At 63.1% G+C, this 20,737-nt stretch carries 21 protein-coding genes; 9 read left to right on the plus strand and 12 right to left on the minus strand.

The genetic code is table 11. The features are described from left to right. Nucleotides 1-139: 139 nt before the first annotated feature. From AC5O5I_RS11420 to AC5O5I_RS11445, 6 genes are all read right to left on the minus strand, one after another. A complete protein-coding gene (locus tag AC5O5I_RS11420) occupies nucleotides 140-625 on the minus strand; it encodes a flavin reductase family protein (RefSeq protein ID WP_172226353.1) in 486 nt (161 codons plus the stop codon). 13 nt (nucleotides 626-638) lie between these two features. Next, nucleotides 639-2,120 (minus strand): aldehyde dehydrogenase, encoded by a 1,482-nt coding sequence (locus AC5O5I_RS11425; protein WP_172285275.1) that lies wholly within the window; start codon nucleotides 2,118-2,120, stop codon nucleotides 639-641. After that, nucleotides 2,117-2,950, minus strand: coding sequence for an alpha/beta fold hydrolase (locus AC5O5I_RS11430; RefSeq protein ID WP_172285276.1), 834 nt, complete (start codon nucleotides 2,948-2,950; stop codon nucleotides 2,117-2,119). Before AC5O5I_RS11430 ends, AC5O5I_RS11425 begins: the two co-directional genes overlap by 4 nt. Before the next feature lie 68 nt (nucleotides 2,951-3,018). Beyond that, nucleotides 3,019-3,615, minus strand: a complete 597-nt coding sequence (locus AC5O5I_RS11435) for an amino acid synthesis family protein (protein WP_003256068.1) — start codon at nucleotides 3,613-3,615, stop codon at nucleotides 3,019-3,021. 240 nt (nucleotides 3,616-3,855) lie between these two features. Beyond that, the gene (locus AC5O5I_RS11440; RefSeq protein WP_494512597.1) at nucleotides 3,856-4,896 is read right to left on the minus strand and encodes an LLM class flavin-dependent oxidoreductase; all 1,041 of its coding nucleotides are present in this window, start codon (nucleotides 4,894-4,896) and stop codon (nucleotides 3,856-3,858) included. 75 nt (nucleotides 4,897-4,971) lie between these two features. Next, entirely contained in the window at nucleotides 4,972-5,457 is a 486-nt protein-coding gene (locus tag AC5O5I_RS11445; RefSeq protein WP_172230222.1) for a flavin reductase family protein, read from the minus strand. A 316-nt stretch (nucleotides 5,458-5,773) separates the two neighbouring features. On the opposite strand from AC5O5I_RS11445, the gene AC5O5I_RS11450 reads away from it, so the two are divergent. Continuing rightward, nucleotides 5,774-7,180 (plus strand): purine-cytosine permease family protein, encoded by a 1,407-nt coding sequence (locus AC5O5I_RS11450; protein ID WP_494512598.1) that lies wholly within the window; start codon nucleotides 5,774-5,776, stop codon nucleotides 7,178-7,180. A 288-nt stretch (nucleotides 7,181-7,468) separates the two neighbouring features. After that, on the plus strand, nucleotides 7,469-8,218 hold the full coding sequence (locus AC5O5I_RS11455; RefSeq protein WP_494512599.1) for an RHS repeat-associated core domain-containing protein: 750 nt from the start codon (nucleotides 7,469-7,471) through the stop codon (nucleotides 8,216-8,218). 139 nt (nucleotides 8,219-8,357) lie between these two features. Here the strand turns inward: AC5O5I_RS11455 and AC5O5I_RS11460 are convergent, their stop codons facing one another. Next, a complete protein-coding gene (locus AC5O5I_RS11460) occupies nucleotides 8,358-9,560 on the minus strand; it encodes an NAD(P)/FAD-dependent oxidoreductase (RefSeq protein WP_172285279.1) in 1,203 nt (400 codons plus the stop codon). A gap of 344 nt (nucleotides 9,561-9,904) precedes the next feature. Between AC5O5I_RS11460 and AC5O5I_RS11465 the strand changes: the two genes are divergently transcribed. Beyond that, entirely contained in the window at nucleotides 9,905-10,444 is a 540-nt protein-coding gene (locus tag AC5O5I_RS11465) for an RrF2 family transcriptional regulator (protein ID WP_172230233.1), read from the plus strand. Between the two features lie 45 nt (nucleotides 10,445-10,489). Here AC5O5I_RS11465 and AC5O5I_RS11470 read toward each other — a convergent pair whose 3' ends face one another. Continuing rightward, nucleotides 10,490-11,401, minus strand: a complete 912-nt coding sequence (locus AC5O5I_RS11470) for an AraC family transcriptional regulator (RefSeq protein ID WP_494512600.1) — start codon at nucleotides 11,399-11,401, stop codon at nucleotides 10,490-10,492. Nucleotides 11,402-11,503: 102 nt separating this feature from the next. On the opposite strand from AC5O5I_RS11470, the gene AC5O5I_RS11475 reads away from it, so the two are divergent. The 5 genes from AC5O5I_RS11475 to AC5O5I_RS11495 all read left to right on the plus strand — a co-directional run bounded on the left by AC5O5I_RS11475 (nucleotide 11,504) and on the right by AC5O5I_RS11495 (nucleotide 15,993). Continuing rightward, on the plus strand, nucleotides 11,504-12,064 hold the full coding sequence (locus tag AC5O5I_RS11475) for a carboxymuconolactone decarboxylase family protein (protein WP_172285281.1): 561 nt from the start codon (nucleotides 11,504-11,506) through the stop codon (nucleotides 12,062-12,064). A gap of 99 nt (nucleotides 12,065-12,163) precedes the next feature. Beyond that, entirely contained in the window at nucleotides 12,164-13,228 is a 1,065-nt protein-coding gene (locus AC5O5I_RS11480; RefSeq protein WP_172229715.1) for an acyl-CoA dehydrogenase family protein, read from the plus strand. Beyond that, complete coding sequence (locus AC5O5I_RS11485) at nucleotides 13,225-14,046, plus strand: ABC transporter ATP-binding protein (RefSeq protein ID WP_494512601.1); 822 nt, start codon at nucleotides 13,225-13,227, stop codon at nucleotides 14,044-14,046. The genes AC5O5I_RS11480 and AC5O5I_RS11485 overlap by 4 nt, the downstream gene beginning before the upstream one ends. Next, nucleotides 14,033-15,238, plus strand: a complete 1,206-nt coding sequence (locus AC5O5I_RS11490) for an ABC transporter substrate-binding protein (protein WP_172285283.1) — start codon at nucleotides 14,033-14,035, stop codon at nucleotides 15,236-15,238. Before AC5O5I_RS11485 ends, AC5O5I_RS11490 begins: the two co-directional genes overlap by 14 nt. Beyond that, entirely contained in the window at nucleotides 15,238-15,993 is a 756-nt protein-coding gene (locus AC5O5I_RS11495; RefSeq protein WP_494512602.1) for an ABC transporter permease, read from the plus strand. The genes AC5O5I_RS11490 and AC5O5I_RS11495 overlap by 1 nt, the downstream gene beginning before the upstream one ends. Before the next feature lie 110 nt (nucleotides 15,994-16,103). On the opposite strand, the gene AC5O5I_RS11500 is transcribed toward AC5O5I_RS11495, so the two are convergent. After that, complete coding sequence (locus AC5O5I_RS11500) at nucleotides 16,104-16,790, minus strand: GNAT family N-acetyltransferase (protein ID WP_494512603.1); 687 nt, start codon at nucleotides 16,788-16,790, stop codon at nucleotides 16,104-16,106. 80 nt (nucleotides 16,791-16,870) lie between these two features. Then, nucleotides 16,871-17,812: an N-acetyl-gamma-glutamyl-phosphate reductase gene (argC, locus tag AC5O5I_RS11505; protein WP_494512604.1), complete on the minus strand. Its 942-nt coding sequence runs from the start codon at nucleotides 17,810-17,812 to the stop codon at nucleotides 16,871-16,873. Nucleotides 17,813-18,029: 217 nt separating this feature from the next. Between argC and AC5O5I_RS11510 the strand changes: the two genes are divergently transcribed. Next, entirely contained in the window at nucleotides 18,030-18,911 is an 882-nt protein-coding gene (locus AC5O5I_RS11510) for a LysR family transcriptional regulator (RefSeq protein ID WP_172229730.1), read from the plus strand. 212 nt (nucleotides 18,912-19,123) lie between these two features. Here AC5O5I_RS11510 and AC5O5I_RS11515 read toward each other — a convergent pair whose 3' ends face one another. Further along, nucleotides 19,124-20,374: an IS256 family transposase gene (locus tag AC5O5I_RS11515; RefSeq protein ID WP_494511211.1), complete on the minus strand. Its 1,251-nt coding sequence runs from the start codon at nucleotides 20,372-20,374 to the stop codon at nucleotides 19,124-19,126. A gap of 144 nt (nucleotides 20,375-20,518) precedes the next feature. Then, entirely contained in the window at nucleotides 20,519-20,725 is a 207-nt protein-coding gene (locus AC5O5I_RS11520; protein WP_172227776.1) for a tautomerase family protein, read from the minus strand. Nucleotides 20,726-20,737: the final 12 nt, after the last annotated feature.

The following is a 20,737-nucleotide window of genomic DNA, read 5'->3' on the forward strand; positions in this document are numbered from 1 at the left end:
AGCGCGACCCCTGCAAAGCAGGAAGATCGGTGTTGGATTCTTCGCGGGTAAACCCGCCCCCACAGGTATTGCACAGGTTTCGGCATCTGTGCGGTCCCTGTGGGAGCGGGTTCACCCGCGAAGGGGCCAGTGAGGTCTGTCAGCCAAGTGGCGGCAGGGCGCCCAGTTTGCCTTTGTGGTAGACCATCGGGGTCACCGGTTCGGCCGGCAGCACCAGATTCTGCACCGCGCCGACGATGATCGCGTGGTCACCGCCGTCGTACTCGCGCCACAGTTCGCACTCGATGATCGCCGTGGCGTTGGCCAGCAGGGGATTACCCAGCTCGCTCAAGTGCCACTCGACACCTTTGGCCTTGTCCTTGCCCTTGCCGGCGAAGGCGTAGGCTTCGGCGGTCTGGTCGGCGGACAGCAGGTGAATCGCAAAACGCTTGCTGTCCCGCAGGATCGGGTAGGTGTCGGAGGCGTAGTTGGGGCAGAACAGCACCAGCGCCGGCTCGATCGACAGCGCGCTGAACGCGCTGGCGGTGATGCCGACGATGCCGCCGTCGGCGTCCAGGGTGGTGACAACCGTGACGCCGGACGGGAACGAGCCCATCACGTCTTTGTAGATGCCGGGTTCGATCATCTCGTGCTACCTCTTAGCGCATCACAAACGGGTCGGGCATCGGCGCGGTGGACAGGTTGATCCACACGGTCTTCAGCTCGGTATAGGCCAGCACCGAATCGATGCCGCTCTCACGGCCGTAGCCGCTGTTCTTGAAACCACCGATCGGTGCCATGGCCGACACGGCGCGGTAGGTGTTGACCCAGATGATCCCCGAGCGCACGTCACGGGCCAGGCGATGGGCACGGCCCAGGTCGCGGGTCCAGATACCGGCCGCCAGGCCGAACTGCGAGTCGTTGGCCATCGCCAGGGCTTCTTCCTCGGTCTTGAAGCGGATCACCGCTGCCACCGGGCCGAATACTTCTTCCTGCATGATGGTCATCGAGTTGCTGTCGCACTCGAACAGCGTCGGCTCGTAGAACCAGCCTTCACCCTCGACCTCGGCACGCTTGCCGCCCATGTGCAGCTTGGCGCCTTCGGCCTTGGCCGCAGCGACCAGGCCTTCGACCACGGCCAACTGCTGCGCGGTGGCCATCGGACCCATTTCGCTGGCGTCGTCCTGCGGGTTGCCGATGCGGATGCGCTTGGCGCGGGCGATCAAACGCTCGACGAACTCGTCGAAGATCTCGTCCTGCACCAGCAGCCGCGAGCCGGCCACGCAGCTTTGCCCGGAAGCGGCATAGATACCGGCCACTGCGCCGTTGATGGCGCTGTCCAGGTCGGCGTCGGCGAAGATGATGTTCGGCGACTTGCCACCCAGCTCCAGCGACAGCTTGGCGAAGTTCTCGGCGCTGCTGCGCACCACGTGGCGGGCAGTGGCGGCGCCGCCGGTGAAGGCGATCTTGCGCACCAGCGGGTGGCGGGTAAGGGCTGCCCCGGTGCTTGGGCCGTAGCCGGTGACCACGTTGACCACACCCGGCGGGAAGCCGGCTTCGAGGGCCAGGCGGGCCAGCTCGAGGATGGTTGCCGAGGCGTGCTCGGACGGTTTCAGCACGATGGTGTTGCCCGCAGCCAGGGCCGGGGCCAGCTTGATCGCGGTGAGGTACAGCGGGCTGTTCCACGGAATGATGCCGGCGACCACGCCAATCGGCTCGTGCACGGTGTAGGCAAACAGGTCGGGCTTGTCCAGCGGCAAGGTGCCACCTTCGAGCTTGTCGGCCAGGCCTGCGGTGTAGTGGAAGAATTCGGGCAGGTAGCCGACCTGGCCGCGGGTTTCGCGGATCAGCTTGCCGTTGTCACGGCTTTCCAGCTGGGCCAGGTGCTCCTTGTTTTCGGTAATCAGATCACCCAGGCGCCGTAGCAGCTTGCCACGCGCGGTGGCGGTAATGCTGCGCCATGCCTTGCTGTCAAAGGCACGCTGGGCGGCCTGCACGGCCAGTTCGACATCGGCTTCGTCGGCGTCGGGCAGTTGCGCCCAGGCCTGGGCGGTGGCCGGGTTAAGGCTGTCGAAGGTCTTGCCGCTTTGCGCATCGCGCCATTGGCCGTCGATGCACATCTGGAAACGAACGAGGGTCATGCAACTATCCCCTTGGCGGATTCGGTAAGGGTGCGGGCTTGGGCGAGGAAGTCCAGCAGCATCTTGTTGACTTCACGCGGTGCTTCCACCGGCATCATATGCCGTTGCTCGGCCAGCACCACGCTGTGTGCGCCAGGGATGCTGGCGGCAAGCTGGCGGGTCATGGCCGGGGTGGAGCCCGAGTCGAGTTCGCCGGTGGCGATCAGCGTGGGCACCTGGATGCTGCCCAGGTCGCTGGCGCGGTACATGTCCTGGGTGGCAAACAGCGAGTAAGTGGTGTGGTAGCCCTGCGGGTCGTTGCTCGCCAGCACCTGGCGAATGGCAGCGACCTGCGCCGGGTTGGCAGCCTTGTATTCACGGCTGAACCAGCGGTCGAGGGCGGCATCGACGTTCGCGTCCGGGCCCAGCTCCGCGGCCTGGGCGGCGCGGGCGATAACGCCGGCACTCTGCTCGGGGGTGCGGTTGAACACGCTATTGAGCACCACCAGCGCAGCCAGGCGCTGCGGGTAATTGAGGGCGAAGGCCCGGGCAACCAGGCCACCCATGGAAAAGCCGATCACGGTGGCCTGTGGGATCTGCAGGTGGTCGAGCAGTTCGGCAAGCTGGGCGGCATAGCCTTCCAGGTTGGTGTCGGCAGCCGGCAGGGCACTTTGGCCGTGGCCGAGCATGTCATAGGCGATGACGCGGTAGTCGTTGGCCAGGCCAACGATCTGACCGCCCCACATTTCCTTGTTCAGGCCCACGCCGTGGATCAGTACCACGGGCTGGCCCTGGCCGACGGCAAGGTAGCTGGTGCCGGCAGGTGTGCGTTCAGCGACAGGCTGAATCATGGAGGGCGCTCCTTGAAGGTCGGGCGCGGCGGGTAAGCACGCCACGCCCCGGCCCGTCTTGGTTGTTGTTATTGAGCGTTGGCTTTTTCGGCAGCCAGTTCTTCCAGGTCGATGTAGCGGTTGCCGATACGCGGGTGCAGGCGGCCGCCGTCGGCTGCGCCCAGGACCACGACGATTTCGTCGGCACGCGGGGCGTCTTCGATCTGCATTTCCAGGGTGATGTAGTGCGAGCGCAGGCCTTCGTCGTCCTTCTGCATCATCGGGATCTGGATCGAAGTGCCTGGGCCGCCGCGCTTGTTGGTGAAGCTCAGGTAGCTCTTGGCCTGTACCGCTTCGCGGTAATGGTTGCCGAAGCGCAGGGTGTGGATCACCGCCGAAGCGTGCTCGATCTCGCCATCGGCGCCGACCACAGCGGCTTTACCGTAGGCTTCGATCTTGTCGGCACCGCCGATGGCGGCGGTCAGGCGTTCGACCATCAGCGCGCCCAGCTCGGAGCAGTTGGCGCGAATTTCCGGCTTCAGGTCTTCAACGAAACCGCGACCGGCCCATGGGTTCTTGATCACCACGGCCAGGCCGACCATGGTCACCGGCTTGTCGGTGGCCTTGCCGCCTTCGATGCGGGTCTCTTCGGAGTAGGTGACGATCTTGCGGATTTCGAAACTCATGGGTGGCTCCTGGTGAGGGTTATCAGCTCTTGTTGTCTGATGGTATACCATAATATTTGTTGTGCAAGAGGTGTCTGGAAATTTCTCTTGCCGGGGGACGAAAGGTGGGCTGATGCCTTGATTTCCGTGCCGTCTGTACTGGCCTCTTCGCGGGCACCACTCGAAAAAAAGCCCGCTCACGCGGGCCACAAGGGCCCACGGGAGCGGGCTGCGTCCCGCAACAATTCAGGCAATGGGAATTCAGGCGAACGCCGGTACCACTTCCTTGATGAACAGCTCCAGCGACTTCTTCTTCTCGGCGTGAGGCAGACTGTTGTCGCACCAGAAGCTGAACTCGTCGACGCCGAGCTCCTGGTAGTACTTGATGCGCGCGATGATCTCTTCCGGCGTACCGATCATGGTGTTTTTGCGGATGTTCTCCAGCTGGAACGCCGGCACTTCGGCAAACTTCGATTCCGGGCTTGGCTCAAGGAAGCCGTTGACCGGCACCGTCTTGTTGCCGAACCAGGCGTCGAAGGTGCGGTAGAAGCGCGAGATGGCCTGGGCGCCGACCTTCCAGCCTTCGGGGTCGGCCGGGCTGTGCACGTGGGTGTGGCGCAACACCATCAATTGCGGGCGCGGCACGTCGGGGTTGTTGTCCAGTGCTGCCTGGAACTTGTTCTTCAGGTCCAGCACTTCTTCGTCACCCTTCATCAAGGGGGTGACCATCACGTTGCAGCCATTGGCCACGGCAAAGTTGTGCGAGTCTGGGTCGCGCGCGGCGATCCACATCGGCGGCGTAGCGTTGAATGGCTTGGGCACGCTGGTGGAGGTCGGGAACTTGTAGACTTCGCCGTCATGGGCATAGTCGCCTTCCCACAGCTTGCGCACCACCGGCACCATCTCGCGCAGCGCCTTGCCGCCGTCGGTGGCCGGCATGCCGTTGGCCATGCGGTCGAACTCGAACTGGTAAGCGCCGCGGGCCAGGCCCACTTCCATGCGACCGTTGCTGATCACGTCGAGCAGGGCGCACTCGCCTGCCACGCGAATCGGGTTCCAGAACGGTGCGATGATGGTGCCGGCGCCCAGACGAATCTTCTCGGTGCGCGCGGCCAGGTAGGCCAGCAGCGGCATCGGGCTCGGCGAAATGGTGTATTCCATGGCGTGGTGTTCGCCGATCCACACGGTGCTGAAACCGCCGTCTTCGGCCATCAGGGTCAGTTCGGTCAGGTCTTCGAACAGCTGGCGGTGGCTGACCTGTTCATCCCAACGTTCCATGTGTACGAACAACGAAAATTTCATGTGGCTTTCCTCAACGCTTGAAAGTGGCTGGCACCGGGCAGGGCAGGCGCCAGTTGTCTCGATTCAGAATAGGCTTCAGGCAAAGGCCGGCAGGCTGGCCATCTTGCCGCGGCAGTACACCATCGGCCGCGGTGCTGCTTCAGGAACGATCAGGTTGTGCACCTTGCCGACCATGATGGCGTGGTCGCCACCTTCATATTCACGCCACAATTCGCATTCGATGACGGCGGTGGCACCGGCCAGGATCGGGTTTCCCAGCTCGCTCAGGGTCCACTCGATACCGCTGGCCTTGTCCTTGCCCTTCTTGGCGAACGCATAAGCTTCGGCTTGCTGCTCACCGGACAACAGGTGAATGGCAAAACGCTTTTGCTTGATCAGTACCGGGTAGGAATCGGAAGTGTAGTTGGGGCAGAACAGCACCAGCGGCGGGTCCATCGACAGGGAGGAGAAGGCGCTGGCGGTCAGGCCGACGACCGAGCCGTCGTCGTCCAGGGTGGTGATGACGGTTACGCCGGACGGAAAGGAGCCCAGGACGTTCTTGTAGACGGTTGCGTCGATCATCTGGTGTACCTCTAAAAGGCTGCGGTGGTCCGCGGTTTTTATCGTTGATGTGTCTGATGGTATACCGTAATACCTATTTTGCAAGCGGAATTTTCACTCGCTGTTTTTCACGATGAATGGCTACAAGCCACGTATAACGTGGCCTGTAGCGGTGAGGCGGTTTGTCGCACGGCAGGCGCAAGCGGATCAGTGGCCATTTTTTCATGCGGATCAGTGTTGTCAAAAGCTTGGAATACCATAATATGGTCCGCAGCTGAGAGGCCGCCTAGACGCGGTTTCCTTACAACGATAAAAACGACCTTTCGAGCTGAATCCTATGTCCCAATCGTCATCGCAAAACCAGTTTGTCGAGAATCACACGGTCGATTACGTTCCACCTGCCGAGCGCCATGGGAAGGCGCGCGATCTGTTCACCCTCTGGTTCAGTACCAACATTGCGCCACTGCCTATCGTCACCGGCGCCATGGTGGTCCAGGTGTTCCACCTGAACCTGCTGTGGGGGCTGATCGCCATCGTGCTGGGTCATCTTGTCGGGGGCGTGGTCATCGCCCTGGCCTCTGCGCAGGGACCGCAGCTGGGCATTCCGCAGATGGTGCAGAGCCGGGGCCAGTTCGGCCGCTATGGCGCCTTGCTGATCGTGTTCTTCACCGCGCTGATCTATGTCGGCTTCTTCATCTCCAACATTGTCCTGGCAGGCAAGACCATCCACGGCATTGCACCCAGCGTGCCGATGCCAGGGGCGATCGTGATCGGTGCCCTGAGCGCCACTGCCATTGGCGTGGTTGGCTACCGCTTCATCCATATCCTCAACCGCATCGGCACCTGGGTGATGGGCTCGGCGTTGCTGGCCGGCTTCATCATGATGTTTGTCCAGGACTTGCCGGCCGACTTCTTCAACCGCGGCGCGTTCAACCTGTCGGGCTTCATCGCCACGGTGTCGCTGGGGGTGATCTGGCAGATCAGCTTCTCGCCGTACACCTCTGACTACTCGCGCTACCTGCCGCGGGAAGTGGGCATTGCCAAGCCGTTCTGGGCGACCTACTTCGGCGCCACCCTGGGCACCATCCTGTGCTTCAGCTTTGGGGCGGTGGCGGTGCTGTGCGTGCCGGAAGGCACCGACGCGATGGATGCGGTGAAGCAGGCGACCGGCTGGCTGGGGCCTATCCTGATGGTGTTGTTCCTGCTCAACATCATCAGCCACAACGCCCTCAACTTGTACGGTGCGGTGCTGTCGATCGTCACCGCGATCCAGACCTTCGTCGCCGAGTGGACGCCGAGCATCAAGGTGCGGGTGATCCTGGCTTCGGTGATTCTGGTGGGTTGTGGGCTGGTGGCCCTGAATGCTTCGGCGGGCTTCATCGGCCAGTTCATCGGCCTGATCCTGGCGCTGCTGCTGGTGCTGGTGCCTTGGGCTTCGATCAACCTGATCGACTTCTACCTGATCAAGAAGGGCCAGTACGACATCGCCTCGATCTTCAGTGCCGATGGCGGCATCTACGGCCGCTTCAACCACCACGCGATCATTGCCTACGCCTGCGGCATCCTGGTGCAGTTGCCGTTTGCCAATACCTCGCTGTATGTGGGGCCGTATTCGAACATTGTCGAAGGCGCTGACCTGTCGTGGCTGTTCGGCTTGCTGGTGACGGTGCCGCTGTATTACTGCCTGGCGACTCGCGGCAAGGCTGCCGAGAAGGCGGGGCGGGTTGTAGGCGTTAGCGACTGATAGATTGTTGGTGCTGTGACAGGGGCTGCTTTGCAGCCCATCGCAGGCAAGCCAGCTCCTACAGGTACAGCGCAAGCCATGGGAAATGTGCAATCGGTGTAGGAGCTGGCTTGCCTGCGATGGGCCGCAAAGCGGCCCCAGCTGTTTCAGGTCATGCGTTGTATTGCTCGACCCGGCCAGTCACACCCACTGCAAGCCGGCCGCCGCGTTGCCTGGTAAAAATGCCAATTCAACAAGCGATCATTTTTCGGCACAGTCTTGCGATCAGTAGATCGTGAAGGTGATGGAATGAACCGGCGCCGCAATCAAGTCTCAGACTGCCGACTCAACTATACGGCGTATGGTTACCTGCCAGTCAGCAGTGCTGAGGCAATGTTGGGGTTCAACGGCCAACTGCTGGATGGGTTGATTCAGGGTTATTGGCTTGGCAACGGGCATCGGTCATACGCTCCCTCTCTCATGCGTTTTATCAGCCCGGACCAGTTGAGTCCATTTGGTGACGGTGGGCTGAACAGTTATGCCTATTGCGCAGGTGACCCGATCAACTGGGTTGATCCGACGGGAAAAGCACCCTGGCCTGGACGGGCGTTCAGGATTGGCCATCTAGAGCCATTCTCCACGACTAGAAATGACATCACAGCATTGCCTGTCGCCAAGGTGATGCCCTATCCCCAAGTCAAAGTTGAACCAGCTCAGAGGAATGGACCGGGGAGTTACAAGGGCACGCGTCCGCCCCTTTCGGAGCGTAGTGTGAGTCGAACGGACATTTTGGTGGGAGAAAGCGCTCCCCAAAAAGATCTCTTGAAGCTACCAACGACCTGGGTCGCCCGTACTCGCTCAAAGGGGCCAACTATCAATCAGTCAGGCGATGACAGGTTTTGGGAACACCGGCCAGTCCAACGCCCGTTTTCTCGTGATGAGATGATTGCCAATCATCAGCGAACCCAGGGAGGAGGAGAGATCGCGGCTGTTGAAAACAGGCAAGCAGACATCAGACAAATTCAGATCCTGTCCACTGTAGGACACGACCCACTCTGAACAACGGAACCAGTCGCCGTGAATGGTTGTAAGGCATTCAAGTTCCACCGCCGCGGTCACCTGGTTGACGGCGGTGGCGGCGTTACGGCATGAAGTGACAAAACCGCCATTTGCTGGCGGTTCTGTCTGGAAATAGCCGTCAAACGATCGCGATCAGCGGGTCGGCCGCTGCCAGGGCCAGGGCGCGGTCCGCTGCTGGCGGGTAGATCCATACCGAGTTGATCTGGCGCTTGAGGTCCTTGCCTTCCTGGCCATGCAGCTTCAGTTCGCGCTCCCAGCCTTCACTGAAGGCTGCGCCCCAGTCGCCGAGGTCCAGGCAGGTGACATACTTGGGCTGGCGGTAGACCACCGGCTGCATGCCCAACAGGTCGGCCATGGCGTTATTGCCAGAGTGCCGGCCCATGGGGATGGCGTGCTGGCAGGTCATCAGGGCATGGTTGCCCAGCTCGTCGACGGCCGCCCAGGCAGTATCGCCGGTGGCGTAGATGTGCTCCTGGCCGATTACTCTCAGGTGGTCGTCTACCTTGAGCCGGCCGAAGTTGTCACGCTCGCCGTCCACCTGCGCAGTCAGCGGGCTGGCCTTGACGCCGACGGTCCAGATTACCGTGTTGCTGGCGATGTACTCGCCGTTGTCCAGGGTCACCCCACCGGCATCGACGGCCACCACCGACGTACCCGCCCGCCATTCGACACCGGCCTGTTCGCACGCTGCAATGATCGACGGCGTGATGCCTGCGCCCAGCGCCGCCCCGATCTTGGCGCCGCGGTCCACCACCAGCACGCGTACCGGCGCATCGCTGCCAAGCAAGGTACGCAAGCGCGCGGGCATCTCGGTGGCGGTCTCGATGCCGGTGAAGCCACCGCCACAGACCACCACGGTATTGCGTGCCGGCGAGGTGGGCAGGGCGGCCAGACCGGCCAGGTGCTGCTCCAGCTTGATCGCCGACTCCATCTGGTCGACATCGAAGACATGTTCTGCAAGGCCTGGCACTGCCGGGCGGGCGACCTGGCTGCCAGCGGCGAGGATCAGGCGCTCGTAGCCGATCTGCTGGCGCTGGCCGTTGGTGTCGGTGTAGCTGACGCTACGGCCAGCGGCATCGATGCCCTCGGCATTGCCGGTGATGAAACGCACGCCTACGGCCTCGAACAGGTCGCTGACCGACGCTTTCATGCTGTGCACATCGGCTTCGTAGAAGCGCGGGCGGATGCGCAGTTCCGGTTGCGGGGCCAGCACGCTGATGCTCAGGTCGTCGCGCTGCGCCTGGTCCAGGAGGCGTGCGGCGCTGAGGGCGCTCCAGACGCCGGCAAAACCAGAACCGATGATGAGGATGTTCGATTTCATGTAGGTGCTCCGCAAGGGTCGAAGAGGGCTTCGAGCACGGGTTGGGGTCGCTCGAATAACTACGACTGTATTTGTCGGAGTTATTTGGTGCAAGTGTTTTTTCGGGTGTTGGGGTTTTTGGCCGAGTGGTATGGCCTTGGGGAGATGGGTGTATGGGGCAGGCCGGTCGGTTGTGCGGGGTGGGGCTGACAGGTGCTGAAACTCTCATGTCGGTCACCTCTCAGCCCCAACCCCACGACCATCAGCCCATCCCCCACAACCAGGCCCGCAACCGACAGATTCACACTTTGCGCTATCCCTCTCCCCAAGCGTATTATTTGCGACAATATTGGTCGGAGATTACTATGTCGCTCTACAGTGCTGGCGTCGAATACGGCATCCATTGCCTGCTGTTCCTGGTGGACGAGCGCGGTGATTCGCGAGATTCCAGCGTGCGCGATCTGGCAGAGTTGCAGGGTGTACCCCAGGAATACCTGGCCAAGGTGTTCACCAAACTGGCCCGAGCCGGGCTGGTGGCCGCCACCGAGGGCGTGCGCGGCGGCTTCCGCCTGGCCCGACCGTCCGATGAAATCACCGTGCTGGATATCGTCAATGCCATCGATGGGCCGAAAAAGATCTTCGACTGCCGCGAGATCCGTGAACGTTGCAGCCTGTTTGAGGGCTCGGCACCCAGCTGGGCGACCGAGGGCACCTGTGCCATTCACGCGGTAATGCTGGGCGCGCAGAAGCGCATGGAGGAGGCCCTGGCGCAGCAGACGATTCTCGACCTGGCGCGACGCTTCGGGCGCAAGGCGCCGGCCGAGTTCGGGCAGAAGGTCAATGCCTGGATGGGCGAGCGGCGGGATGGTAAAGGAGCAGGGGATATTCCGGTTAAACAAGTGTGAATCTGTTGGCTGTGGCGGTCTTATCGATGGGTAGCGCTCTGTGGCTCACCGCCCTTCATGCTGCCTGCGATAAGCCCCTGGCTGCACCCCCACGGCCTTGGCAAACGCCCTGGTAAACGCCGCCACCGACTGATACCCCACCTGCGCGCCAACCTGTTCTACCGTGTGCCCGGTTCTGAGCAGCTGGCTTGCATGGCGCATACGCAAAGCCAGCAGCACTTGCCCCGGCGACTGCCCGGCGACCTCACTGAACCGCTTGAAAAACGCCGACCGCGACAAACCGGTACACGCGGCCATGCTCTCCAGCGTCCAGGCTTGCCCCGGGTGCTCGATCAACTGCTGCAACAACCCGGCAAACGCCGCCTGCCGGGCCAGTGCAACCAGCCCGCCCAACGATTGCCCGGCATGCACCTGCTGGCGCAGCACATACAGGAACAGCAAATGCGTCAGCCGCTCCAGCAATGTCTGTGATGGCCCGGCGTCGCGTTGGCATTCTTGCAGAATCAGCTCGAACAACGCGCGTGCCGCATGCCCGGCCGGTTCGTTGCCGCGCAGCGTTATCCAGTCGGCCAGCCCTTCGACGATCAGCGCTGACAAGCCTGGCTTGAAATGGAAGAAACCGCACACCAGCCCAACCCCCTCGACCGCATCCGCTTCCAGTGCCTGCATGTGCTGGCGCGGCTGGGCGCAGGCGCTGGCCGGGTCCTGGTCGCTGGACAAGCGATAACCAAGGTCACGCAGCAGGAACACCGCGTCCCCGGCCTCCAGGCGCAGCGCCTGGGCATGGCCGTCGATGTGCAGCCAGCAATGCCCCTGAACCACCAGGTGGAAGCTGGCCCGGCCCATGCCTTGGGTGCTGGCGTGCCAACCGCCACAGTAGCGACCGACATGGAACAGGCTGGCATCGAGCTCCAGGCCTTCTAATAACCAATCGACAAGGGGGCTGGACGAAATCATCTAATACAAAGACTCGGGAGCAAGGAAAGGCGACTGATGAATATGGAGGGTAATTCTTATAACCAACAGACTGTAGTGACACCCATCAAAGGAGACCACTGCATGTCCTCGCGCATTACTCTACACACCCTGCAGACCGCACCGGAAGCGGCCCGTCCGTTCCTCGAGAACGCTCAGAAGGCATCCGGCTTCATCCCCAACCTGCTCGGCGTGCTGGCCAACGCCCCGGCAGCGCTGGAAACCTATGTGACCGTTTCGGCGCTCAATGGCAAGTCCGAACTGACCCTGGCCGAGCGCGAAGTGGTGCAGCTGATCGCCGCTACCCAGCATGGCTGCGATTTCTGTGTCGCCGGCCACACCGCCGTGGCCCTGAACAAAGCCAAGCTGCCGCAGGAAGTGGTCGATGCCCTGCGCGCCCGCGGCGAGCTGCCCGATGCCCGCTACGAAACCCTCGCCGCGTTCGCCCGTGAAGTGATCGCCACCCGCGGCAACGTCAGTGAAGCCACCTACCAGGCTTTGCGCGCAGCCGGTTTCAGCGAGGGCAACGCCCTGGAGGTGATTCTGGGCGTGAGTCTGGCAACGCTGTGCAACTTTGCTAATGTGTTCGCCCAGACGCCGCTCAATGAAGAGCTTGGCAAGTATCGCTGGCAGCCTTCCGCTTGATCCGCGCGTGACACCTGCCATAACGCGGTGGTTGTAGGAGCGGCTTTGTGCCGCGAATGGGCCGCACAGCGGCCCTGGCGTTTCCCAAGGAGCAAGACCATGCAAGATTGTGCATTTCGACGATGGCTGGACGCCAATGCCGAGGCCATCGACCGGGGCCAGTGCGAACCGCAATTGGTATTGGCGCAGATTGCCGAATCGCAGCTGCTGCGTATTGGTGTAGACCCGGCCCTTGGCGGCACGGGCGGGCAGGTTACCGACGCGGTCGAAGCCATTGCCGCCATCGCCAGTCGCTCGCTGGCCGCAGCCTTTGTCTGCTGGGGCCAACGCGCCTTCATCGAGTACCTGCTGCACAGTCCCAACCAGCCCCTGCGCGAGCGCCTGTTGCCGCGCTTGCTGACCGGCGAATTGGCCGGGGCTACCGGGCTGTCCAACGCCATGAAGTTTCTGTCCGGTATCGAAGCGCTGCAGGTGCGCGGTCGGCCGGCAGCCGATGGCTGGGACCTGGATGGGCGCCTGCACTGGGTGACCAACCTGCGCAAAAGTGGATTCGTGGTGGCGGCAGCGATTGAAGACGAGGCCGGAAGCGCGCCGTTCGTGCTGGCCATTCCATCGGACGTGCAAGGCCTGGAGCGTTCGGATGACCTGCAACTGATGGGCCTGCAGTCGAGCAACACGGCGGCGCTGGCTTTGCGCCAGGTGCAGTTGTCGCGGGAATGGCTGCTGCATGAGAATGCCCGCGAGTTCCTGCCGCGGGTACGCCCCGCGTTTCTGGCGTTGCAGTGTGGCATGGCCATCGGCCTGGCGCGACGTGCACTGGAGGAAGTACGGGCGCATCTGAATGGTCGTGCCTCGTTCCTGGAGGAGGCCCGCCAGGTGCTCGGCGAGCGTCTGGAAAATACCGTAAGCGAACTGAAACAGGGCCTGCTCGATGGCCGCTTCCAGCAGCAACCGGCGGCGTTGTTCAAGCTGCGCATCACCTTGGCTGAAAGCGCCGCCGACGCCGTACAACTGGAGCTGCAGGCCAGCGGTGGCAAGGCTTACCTGAGCGAGTATGGCGAAGGGTTTGCCCGCCGCTGGCGCGAATCGGCCTTCGTGCCGATTGTCACGCCCAGCCTGGTGCAACTGCGCGCCGAACTGCAGCGCCAGGCAGGCGCGGCATGAGCCCAGTGTTGCTCGAAGCCCGCGACATCAGCCTGGGCTACCCGCGCGAGGAGGGCTGGCAGCAGGTGCTGGCGCAGTTCGACCTGCAGCTGGCACCGGGCGAAGTGGTGAGCATTCTTGGCCCCAGTGGGGTTGGCAAGTCCAGCCTGCTGCGCGTACTGGCCGGCCTGCAGCAGCCACGCGCTGGCAGCGTCACCCTGCACGGTCAGCCGTTGCAAGGGCCGCACCCCCGGCTGGCCGTAGCGTTCCAGGACCCCAGTCTGCTGCCTTGGCTGAGCCTGGAGAGAAACGTCGCCTTCGGCCTGGACTTCGCCCGCCAGCCCAGACTGGCCGCAGCCGAGCGGCGTGCACGCATCGACCATGCCATCGCGGCCGTGGGCCTGGCCCATGCCCGTGGCCAGTTCCCGGCGCAGCTGTCCGGCGGCATGGCCCAGCGCACTGCACTGGCCCGTTGTCTGGCCCGCCAGCCCGAGGTGCTGTTGCTCGACGAGCCGTTCGGCGCGCTGGACGAAGTGACCCGGGCCGACATGCAGCAATTGCTGCTGCAGCTGATCGCCACCCACAACACGGCGGCGGTGCTGATCACCCACGATATTGACGAAGCCCTGCTGCTGTCCGATCGGGTGCTGCTACTGGGCAACCACCCAGCGCACATCCTCGGGCAGTGGCTCGTCGACCTGCCGCAGCCGCGCGCGCAGCGGGTCGACGAACTGGGCGCCCTGCGTATCGAAATCCTCAAGACCCTTCGGCGGGCAAGCCGCACAGTCGAACCCACCCCAACCCCGTTGCCCTCGGAGGCTGTCCATGTGCATGGATGACTGCTGTTCCGCTTCTTCACGTCGCGATTTCCTCAAGCTCGGTGCCATGCTCACGGCGGCCGGCGCGCTGCCATTGCTTTCAAGCCTGCAGGCCCGCGCCGCCGCCGAACCGGACGCGCCGGTGCGCATCGGCTACCTGCCGATCACCGACGCCACGCCGCTGCTGGTGGCGCACAACAATGGCCTGTTCGAAGCCGAAGGCATCAAGGCCGAGCGCCCGGTGCTGCTGCGCAGCTGGGCCCAGGTGATCGAGGCGTTCATCTCCGGCCAGGTCAATGTCATCCACCTGCTGTCGCCGATGACAGTGTGGGCGCGCTATGCCAGCAAGGTGCCGGCCAAGGTGGTGGCCTGGAACCACGTGGGGGGCTCGGGCCTGACCGTGGCCCCGGACATCACCGACCTCAAGCAGTTAGGTGGCAAGACCGTGGCCATCCCGTTCTGGTATTCGATCCACAACGTGGTGCTGCAGCAGATGCTCAACGACAACGGCCTGACGCCGGTGTCGAGGCCGGTCACTGCCCAGCTGGGCGCCAATGAAGTCAACCTGCTGGTGCTGCCGCCGTCCGACATGCCGCCAGCCCTGGCCAGCAAACGCATTGCCGGCTACATCGTTGCCGAGCCGTTCAACGCCCTGGCCGAGAACCTCAAGGTTGGCCGGGTGCAGCGTTTCACCGGCGATGTGTGGCGCAATCACGCCTGCTGCGTGGTGTTCATGCACGAGCATGACCTGAACAATCGCCCGGAATGGTCGCAGAAAGTGGTCAACGCCATCGTCAAGGCGCAACAGTGGACGCGCGATCACCGCGCCGAAGCGGCGGCCTTGCTGTCCAGGGCCGGCCCCAACAAGTACACCCCGCACGAGCCTGCGGTGCTGGCCAAGGTGCTGGCGCCGGCCGCCGAGGACCGGGCTGGCTACATTGCAAGTGGTGCCATCCGCCATCAGCAGTGGGACGAAAAACGCATCGACTTCCAGCCGTACCCGTACCCCAGCTACACCGAAGCGCTGGTCAAGCGCTTGCAGACCACCCTGATCGAGGGTGACAACGCGTTCCTTGCCGGCCTTGACCCGGTGCAGACCGCCAGGGACCTGGTCGACGACCGCTTCGTGCGTAACGCCATTACCGCCGTGGGCGGGCCGTCGGTGTTCGGCATTGCCGACAGCTACGAGCGTAACGAGGAGTTCGCGGTCTGATGCGCACGCATGTCCTGCACGCCGGGCTTGGTCTGGCGGGTTTGCTCGGTTTGTTACTGTTGTGGTGGGCGGGTGTTGCAGTGTTTGGCCAGGCCGATGGCTTGTCGGCGCGCTTTTCGCCCAACGCAACCCTGGCCAGCCTGGTCGAGCTGCTGGGGCAGGGGGAGATCTACGGGCATATCTGGGTGAGCCTGAAACGCATCCTGATCGGGCTGCTGCTGGCGCTGCTGATTGGTGTGCCGCTGGGCCTGCTGGTGGGTAGCTACCGGCACCTGGAGGCGGCGACCACGCCAGCATTCCAGTTCCTGCGCATGATCTCGCCGCTGTCGTGGATGCCGGTGGTGGTGATGCTGATGGGCGTGGGCGACCAGCCGATCTATTTCCTGCTGGCGTTTGCCGCGTTGTGGCCGATTCTGCTGAACACCGCTGCCGGGGTCAGGCAACTGGACCCACGCTGGCTGCAGTTGAGCCGCAGCCTGAGCGCCACACGCCGGGAAACCTTGTGCAAGGTGATCGTGCCGGGGGTGATCGGCCATGTGCTGACCGGGGTGCGGCTGGCCATCGGCATCTTGTGGATCGTGCTGGTGCCGTGCGAAATGCTCGGGGTCAGTGCGGGGCTGGGGTACTTCATCCTCGATACCCGCGACCGGCTGGCGTATTCCGAGCTGATGGCGATGGTGCTGCTGATCGGGGTGCTGGGCTTTGTGCTGGATGCCTTTGCGCGAGGGCTGCATCGGCGCTGGGTGCATGGCTGATGGGCCTATGAGGTTTCTTCGCGGGCTTGTCCGCTCCCACCGGTATTCATCGCCCTTGGGTCTTGTGATATCCCTGTGGGAGCGGGCGAGCCCGCGAAAAGGCCCCTCGATCAATGTACGGTCTTGCGCTGCCGCACACACTCCCGCGCCTGAACGGCCAGCTCGTCCAGCCGCTCATCGCGCATCTGTTCCGCTTCGATCATCGCATCTTCACCCTGCTGGTTAAGCAGGTAGGTATGAATCTGCATCACTTCAACCGCCTCGTAGATCGGTGCAATGTCCAGCCGCCCGATCAACGCACCGCTGGCTTGCCCGGTACTGCTCATCAGCACCTGCGGCCCGTTGGCGGCCACTGCCTGCATGCCCATGGCCTCGAACCACGGCACCTGGCTGGCAAAGGCGTTCAGTTCCACGCAGGCATGGCGCGCCTGCAGATCACCCAGCAAGGCGCGGGCGATACCTTGGCGGCGGTGGCTGGGTTGCACGGCCAGGAACGCCAGCGCGCAGGCCTGTTCGTCGTCCTCGGCCGGCAGCGACAGGGCAAAGCCCAGCAGATGGTCGGGCGCCTCGGCGTCCAGCGCCAGTGTCAGCGCCACCGCCAGGCCGCGGGTGCCGTCCATGGCTTGCAGGTACTGGTGCACCTCCATGCCGACGCCGTACTGGTACAGCGGATACAGGGGGTTGTCGGCAGTGATGGCGACACTGCTCAGTTCGCTGACATTGTGGATCACCAGCTCGCGGATCTGGTTCTGGAAAGATTCGGGCGGCACGCTGTCGAGGCGGCTCAGGATGAACATCGGGTGACGGGCTCCGGCGGGTGGGAATACAGCCCGCGCCGTGCTGGCGCGGGCTGTACAGTTTAACCGGTTTTTCCGTTTCAGCCTTGTGCCTGTAACGCACCAAGCATCAGGTCCAGGTTTTGCACCGCCGCGCCCGAGGCGCCTTTGCCCAGGTTGTCGAACACCGCAGTCAGCAGTACCTGGCCGTGCTCGGGGTTGGCGAACAGCGCCAGGCGCAGGTCGTTGCTGTCGTTGAGCGCCTCGGGGTCGAGGTTGGCCGCAGCGCCGTGCTGGTGCAGGGGCATGACCTGGACGTGCCGGGCACCTTGATAGTGCTGTTCCAGGCAGGCTTGCAGCTGGCCGGCGCTGACCTGGCCAGGCAGCAGGCGCAACTGCAGGGGAATGCTCAGCACGATGCCCTGGCGGTAGGCGCCGTAGCCGGGCATGAACATCGGCCGGGCCGACAGGCCGGCGTGCTGCTGGATCTCTGGTACGTGCTTGTGCGCCAGTTCCAGGCCATAGAGCTGCAGGGTCGGGGCCTTGCTTGCGTCGGGCTGTTCATGCCGTTCGACTGCAGCGCGTCCGCCGCCGGAGTAGCCAGAGATGGCGTGGATGTTCAGCGGATAGTCGGCAGGCAGCAGGCCGGCCTTTACCAGTGGGCGGAGCAGGGCAATGGCCCCGGTGGGGTAGCAGCCGGGGTTGCTGACACGCTTGCTTTGCGCAATGCGCTCGGCTTGTTGGTCGTCCAGCTCTGGCAGGCCATAGACCCAGCCCGGGGTGGTGCGGTGCGCGGAGCTGGCGTCGATTACCCGCACCTGCGGGTTGTAGATGGCCGCCACGGCCTCGCGGGCAGCGTCGTCGGGCAGGCACAGCAGGGCGATGTCGGCGCTGTTGATTGCCTCGCGGCGGCGTTGCGGGTCTTTGCGTTCGCTTTCGGGCAGGGTCAGCAGGCGCAAGTCGCTGCGGCCTTGCAGACGGGCGTGGATTTGCAGGCCGGTGGTGCCTTGGTCGCCATCGATGAAGACAACAGGGGTATGCATGGTCGGGGTCCGGTTGGGGAGGGGTGGGTTATGCTCGCCTGTGGCTTTGATTAAGGAAATTTGAATATCATGACGGTAGTGTTCAGATTTTCTGAACGAACATGTCAAGGCCGGCCCTTTAGCGGGTAGATCGGATCGCCGCACCGCCGCTTCTACACGGACGGGGCTGGGTTTGACAGGCCCTCAGGCTCTTCCTGCGAAGTGGACGGTATAGACAATGCGCGAAATCAGCCTCGACCGCCTCCGCACCTTGGTGGTCATCAGCGACCTAGGCTCGTTTGCCGAGGCTGCACGCCAGCTCAACCTGGCGCCGCCCACCATCAGCCTGCACGTGGCCGAGCTGGAGGCGCGGGTTGGCGGTGCTTTGCTCAGCCGCACCCGCGGCCAGGTTCGGCCCACCGCGATCGGCGAAACGCTGCTGGCGCGTGCCCGTCGCTTGCTGGCCGATGCCGACCTGGCGCTTGAAGAAGTGCGCCGGCAGGTCGAGGGGCTGACCGGCCGGGTGCGGCTGGGCGCGTCCACCGGGGCCATCGCCCACTTGTTGCCTCAGGCGCTGGAGCAGCTGCGGGTGGAGCACCCGAGGATCGACGTGCAAGTGCAGGTGCTGACCTCGCAGGCGTCGCTGGCACGGCTGCGCGAGGGCACGCTGGACATCGGCCTGGTGGCCTTGCCGCAGGTGGCGGGGAAAGGGTTGACGGTAACCCCTTGGCGGCGCGACCCGATCCTGGCTTATGTGCCTGCCGACTGGCAGCCACCGGCGAAGGTTACGCCGGCCTGGCTGGCGCAGCGGGCGTTGATCCTCAACGACAGCAGCACCCAGCTGTCGCGGGTGACCGGGGAGTGGTTCGCAGCGGCGGGGCTGTACCCCGAGCCGCGGATCGAGCTGAACTACAACGATGCGATCAAGAGCCTGGTCGGCGCCGGGTATGGGGCGACGTTGTTGCCGCAGGAAGGTGAGGCGGCGGAGCTGGACCGGCGTGTTATGCGCAGGCCGCTGCGGCCGGGGTTATGGCGGCAGCTGGGCATCGCTTGCCGGGAAGGGCAGGGGGAACGGGCGACGGAGTATGTGCTGCAGGCGTTGGAGCGTTTGCGGCAGTAGGGGCTTGATCGCTGGCAGGGGATTTTTGGGGGGATTGCATCGGGGCTGACAGGTGCTTGGCACAGCATTTTCAGCGCCTATGAGATCGAGCGCCGCCCGCGCGGCGCTCGATCTCATAGGCGCTGCACCTCTAATGGCAAGCACCTGTCAGGGGAGTGTCAGGTTTTTTGTGTGCGGGCCGGTAACGGCCTGCCGCCCGGCAGGCCTTGATTTCACCAGGTTGGCCTGATGAACCGATCTCCGTACAGAATCGCAAATTGATTCATCGCACTTTTCCAGTCATGCGCCGCTGCCCCCCAGTTCGCTGTGATGTTGCGCAGCCCCAGCCAGATCAGTTTGGTCGCCGCGTCGTCGTTCGGGAAGTGACCGCGGGTTTTGATGATCTTGCGTAGCTGAGCGTTGATACTCTCGATGGCGTTGGTGGTGTAGATCACCTTCCGGATGGCCGGTGGGAAAGCAAAGAACGGAATCACTCGATCCCACGCCCGTCGCCAGGCAGTCACCACTGTTGGATATTGCGTGCCCCAAGGCCCGCTTTCAAACTCATCCAGTGCCTGTTCAGCCGCCTGGGCGTTGATGGCCTGATAGATCGGTTTGAGAGCCTTGGCCAAGGCTCGACGCTTGTCCCAGGCCGCATAAGCGAGGCTGTTGCGGATCAGGTGGACGATGCAGGTCTGCAGTGTCGTCTCCGGAAATACTGCACTGAGCGCTTCCGGCATGCCTTTGAGGCCGTCGGTTACGGCAATCAGCACATCCTCGACGCCGCGCGTCCTGAGGTCATTGAATACCTTCATCCAGAACTTCGCACCTTCGGTGTTCTCAATCCAGATGCCAAGAATATCGCGCGTTCCATCTGGCAAAACGCCCAGTGCCAAGTAGATCGCTTTATTGCGAACCAAGCCTTCTTCGCGAATTTTGACCCGCAGAGCATCAAAGAAAATGACCGGATACATCGGCTCCAGAGGCCGCTGTTGCCACGCGCCAATCTCCTCCATGACCTCGTCGGTCACGGAACTGATGAAGTCGGGCGAGACCTCTGTTCCATACTGCTCGGAGAGAAAGGCACGGATTTCTCTGACCGTCATACCGCGGGCATACATGGCGATGATCTTGTCGTCAAAACCGGTGTAACGGCGCTCATGTTTGGGGATCAAAATGGGCGAAAAGCTGCCATCCCGGTCACGAGGGATATCCAGCCTTAGCGGGCCATCACCTGTGAGTACCGTTTTGCCGCTCTTCCCATTTCGCTGGTTGGTTTCATCCACCGGGCGCTGCGCGCCCGGTGGATAGCCCAGATGATGACCCAGTTCGGCATTCAAGGCTCGCTCTATCAGCGCCTTCTTGAATGCCGCAGAGGCTTCTTCGATGGCTTCTGCGGTCATCAGCGGAACAGCGGAAAACTGTTCCAGCAGCTCTTTCGGAACCTTTGGTAACTCTCGGAGCGGTTTTTTTTTGGTTGGCATACATGCACCTCTTACTCATGTTATGCCCGAACACAAAATTTCTGACACCCTCCCTGTCAGCCCTGATGCAATTTGCCCTGGAGCATAGAATCACCCTCACACTCTGCGCAACGCCTGGTGATCGGTTCTCGTGTGGCAGCAACCTCACCGCCGCTCTCGCGCCCGTACCTGGGTCACCGTCTCCCCACCAACCCCCCAGTTATCGGTCGGCACCTCCTCGATCACCACAAAGGTACTGGCCGGCGGTTTGCCCAGCACTTGCTGCAACATGCGGGTGGTCTGCTCGATCAGCTGGCGCTTGTGCTCAGCAGTTACCCCTTCATCGGTCACACGAATATGCACATAAGGCATGGCTGCTTGCTC

The organism is Pseudomonas sp. 9_2_1, assembly GCF_059295275.1.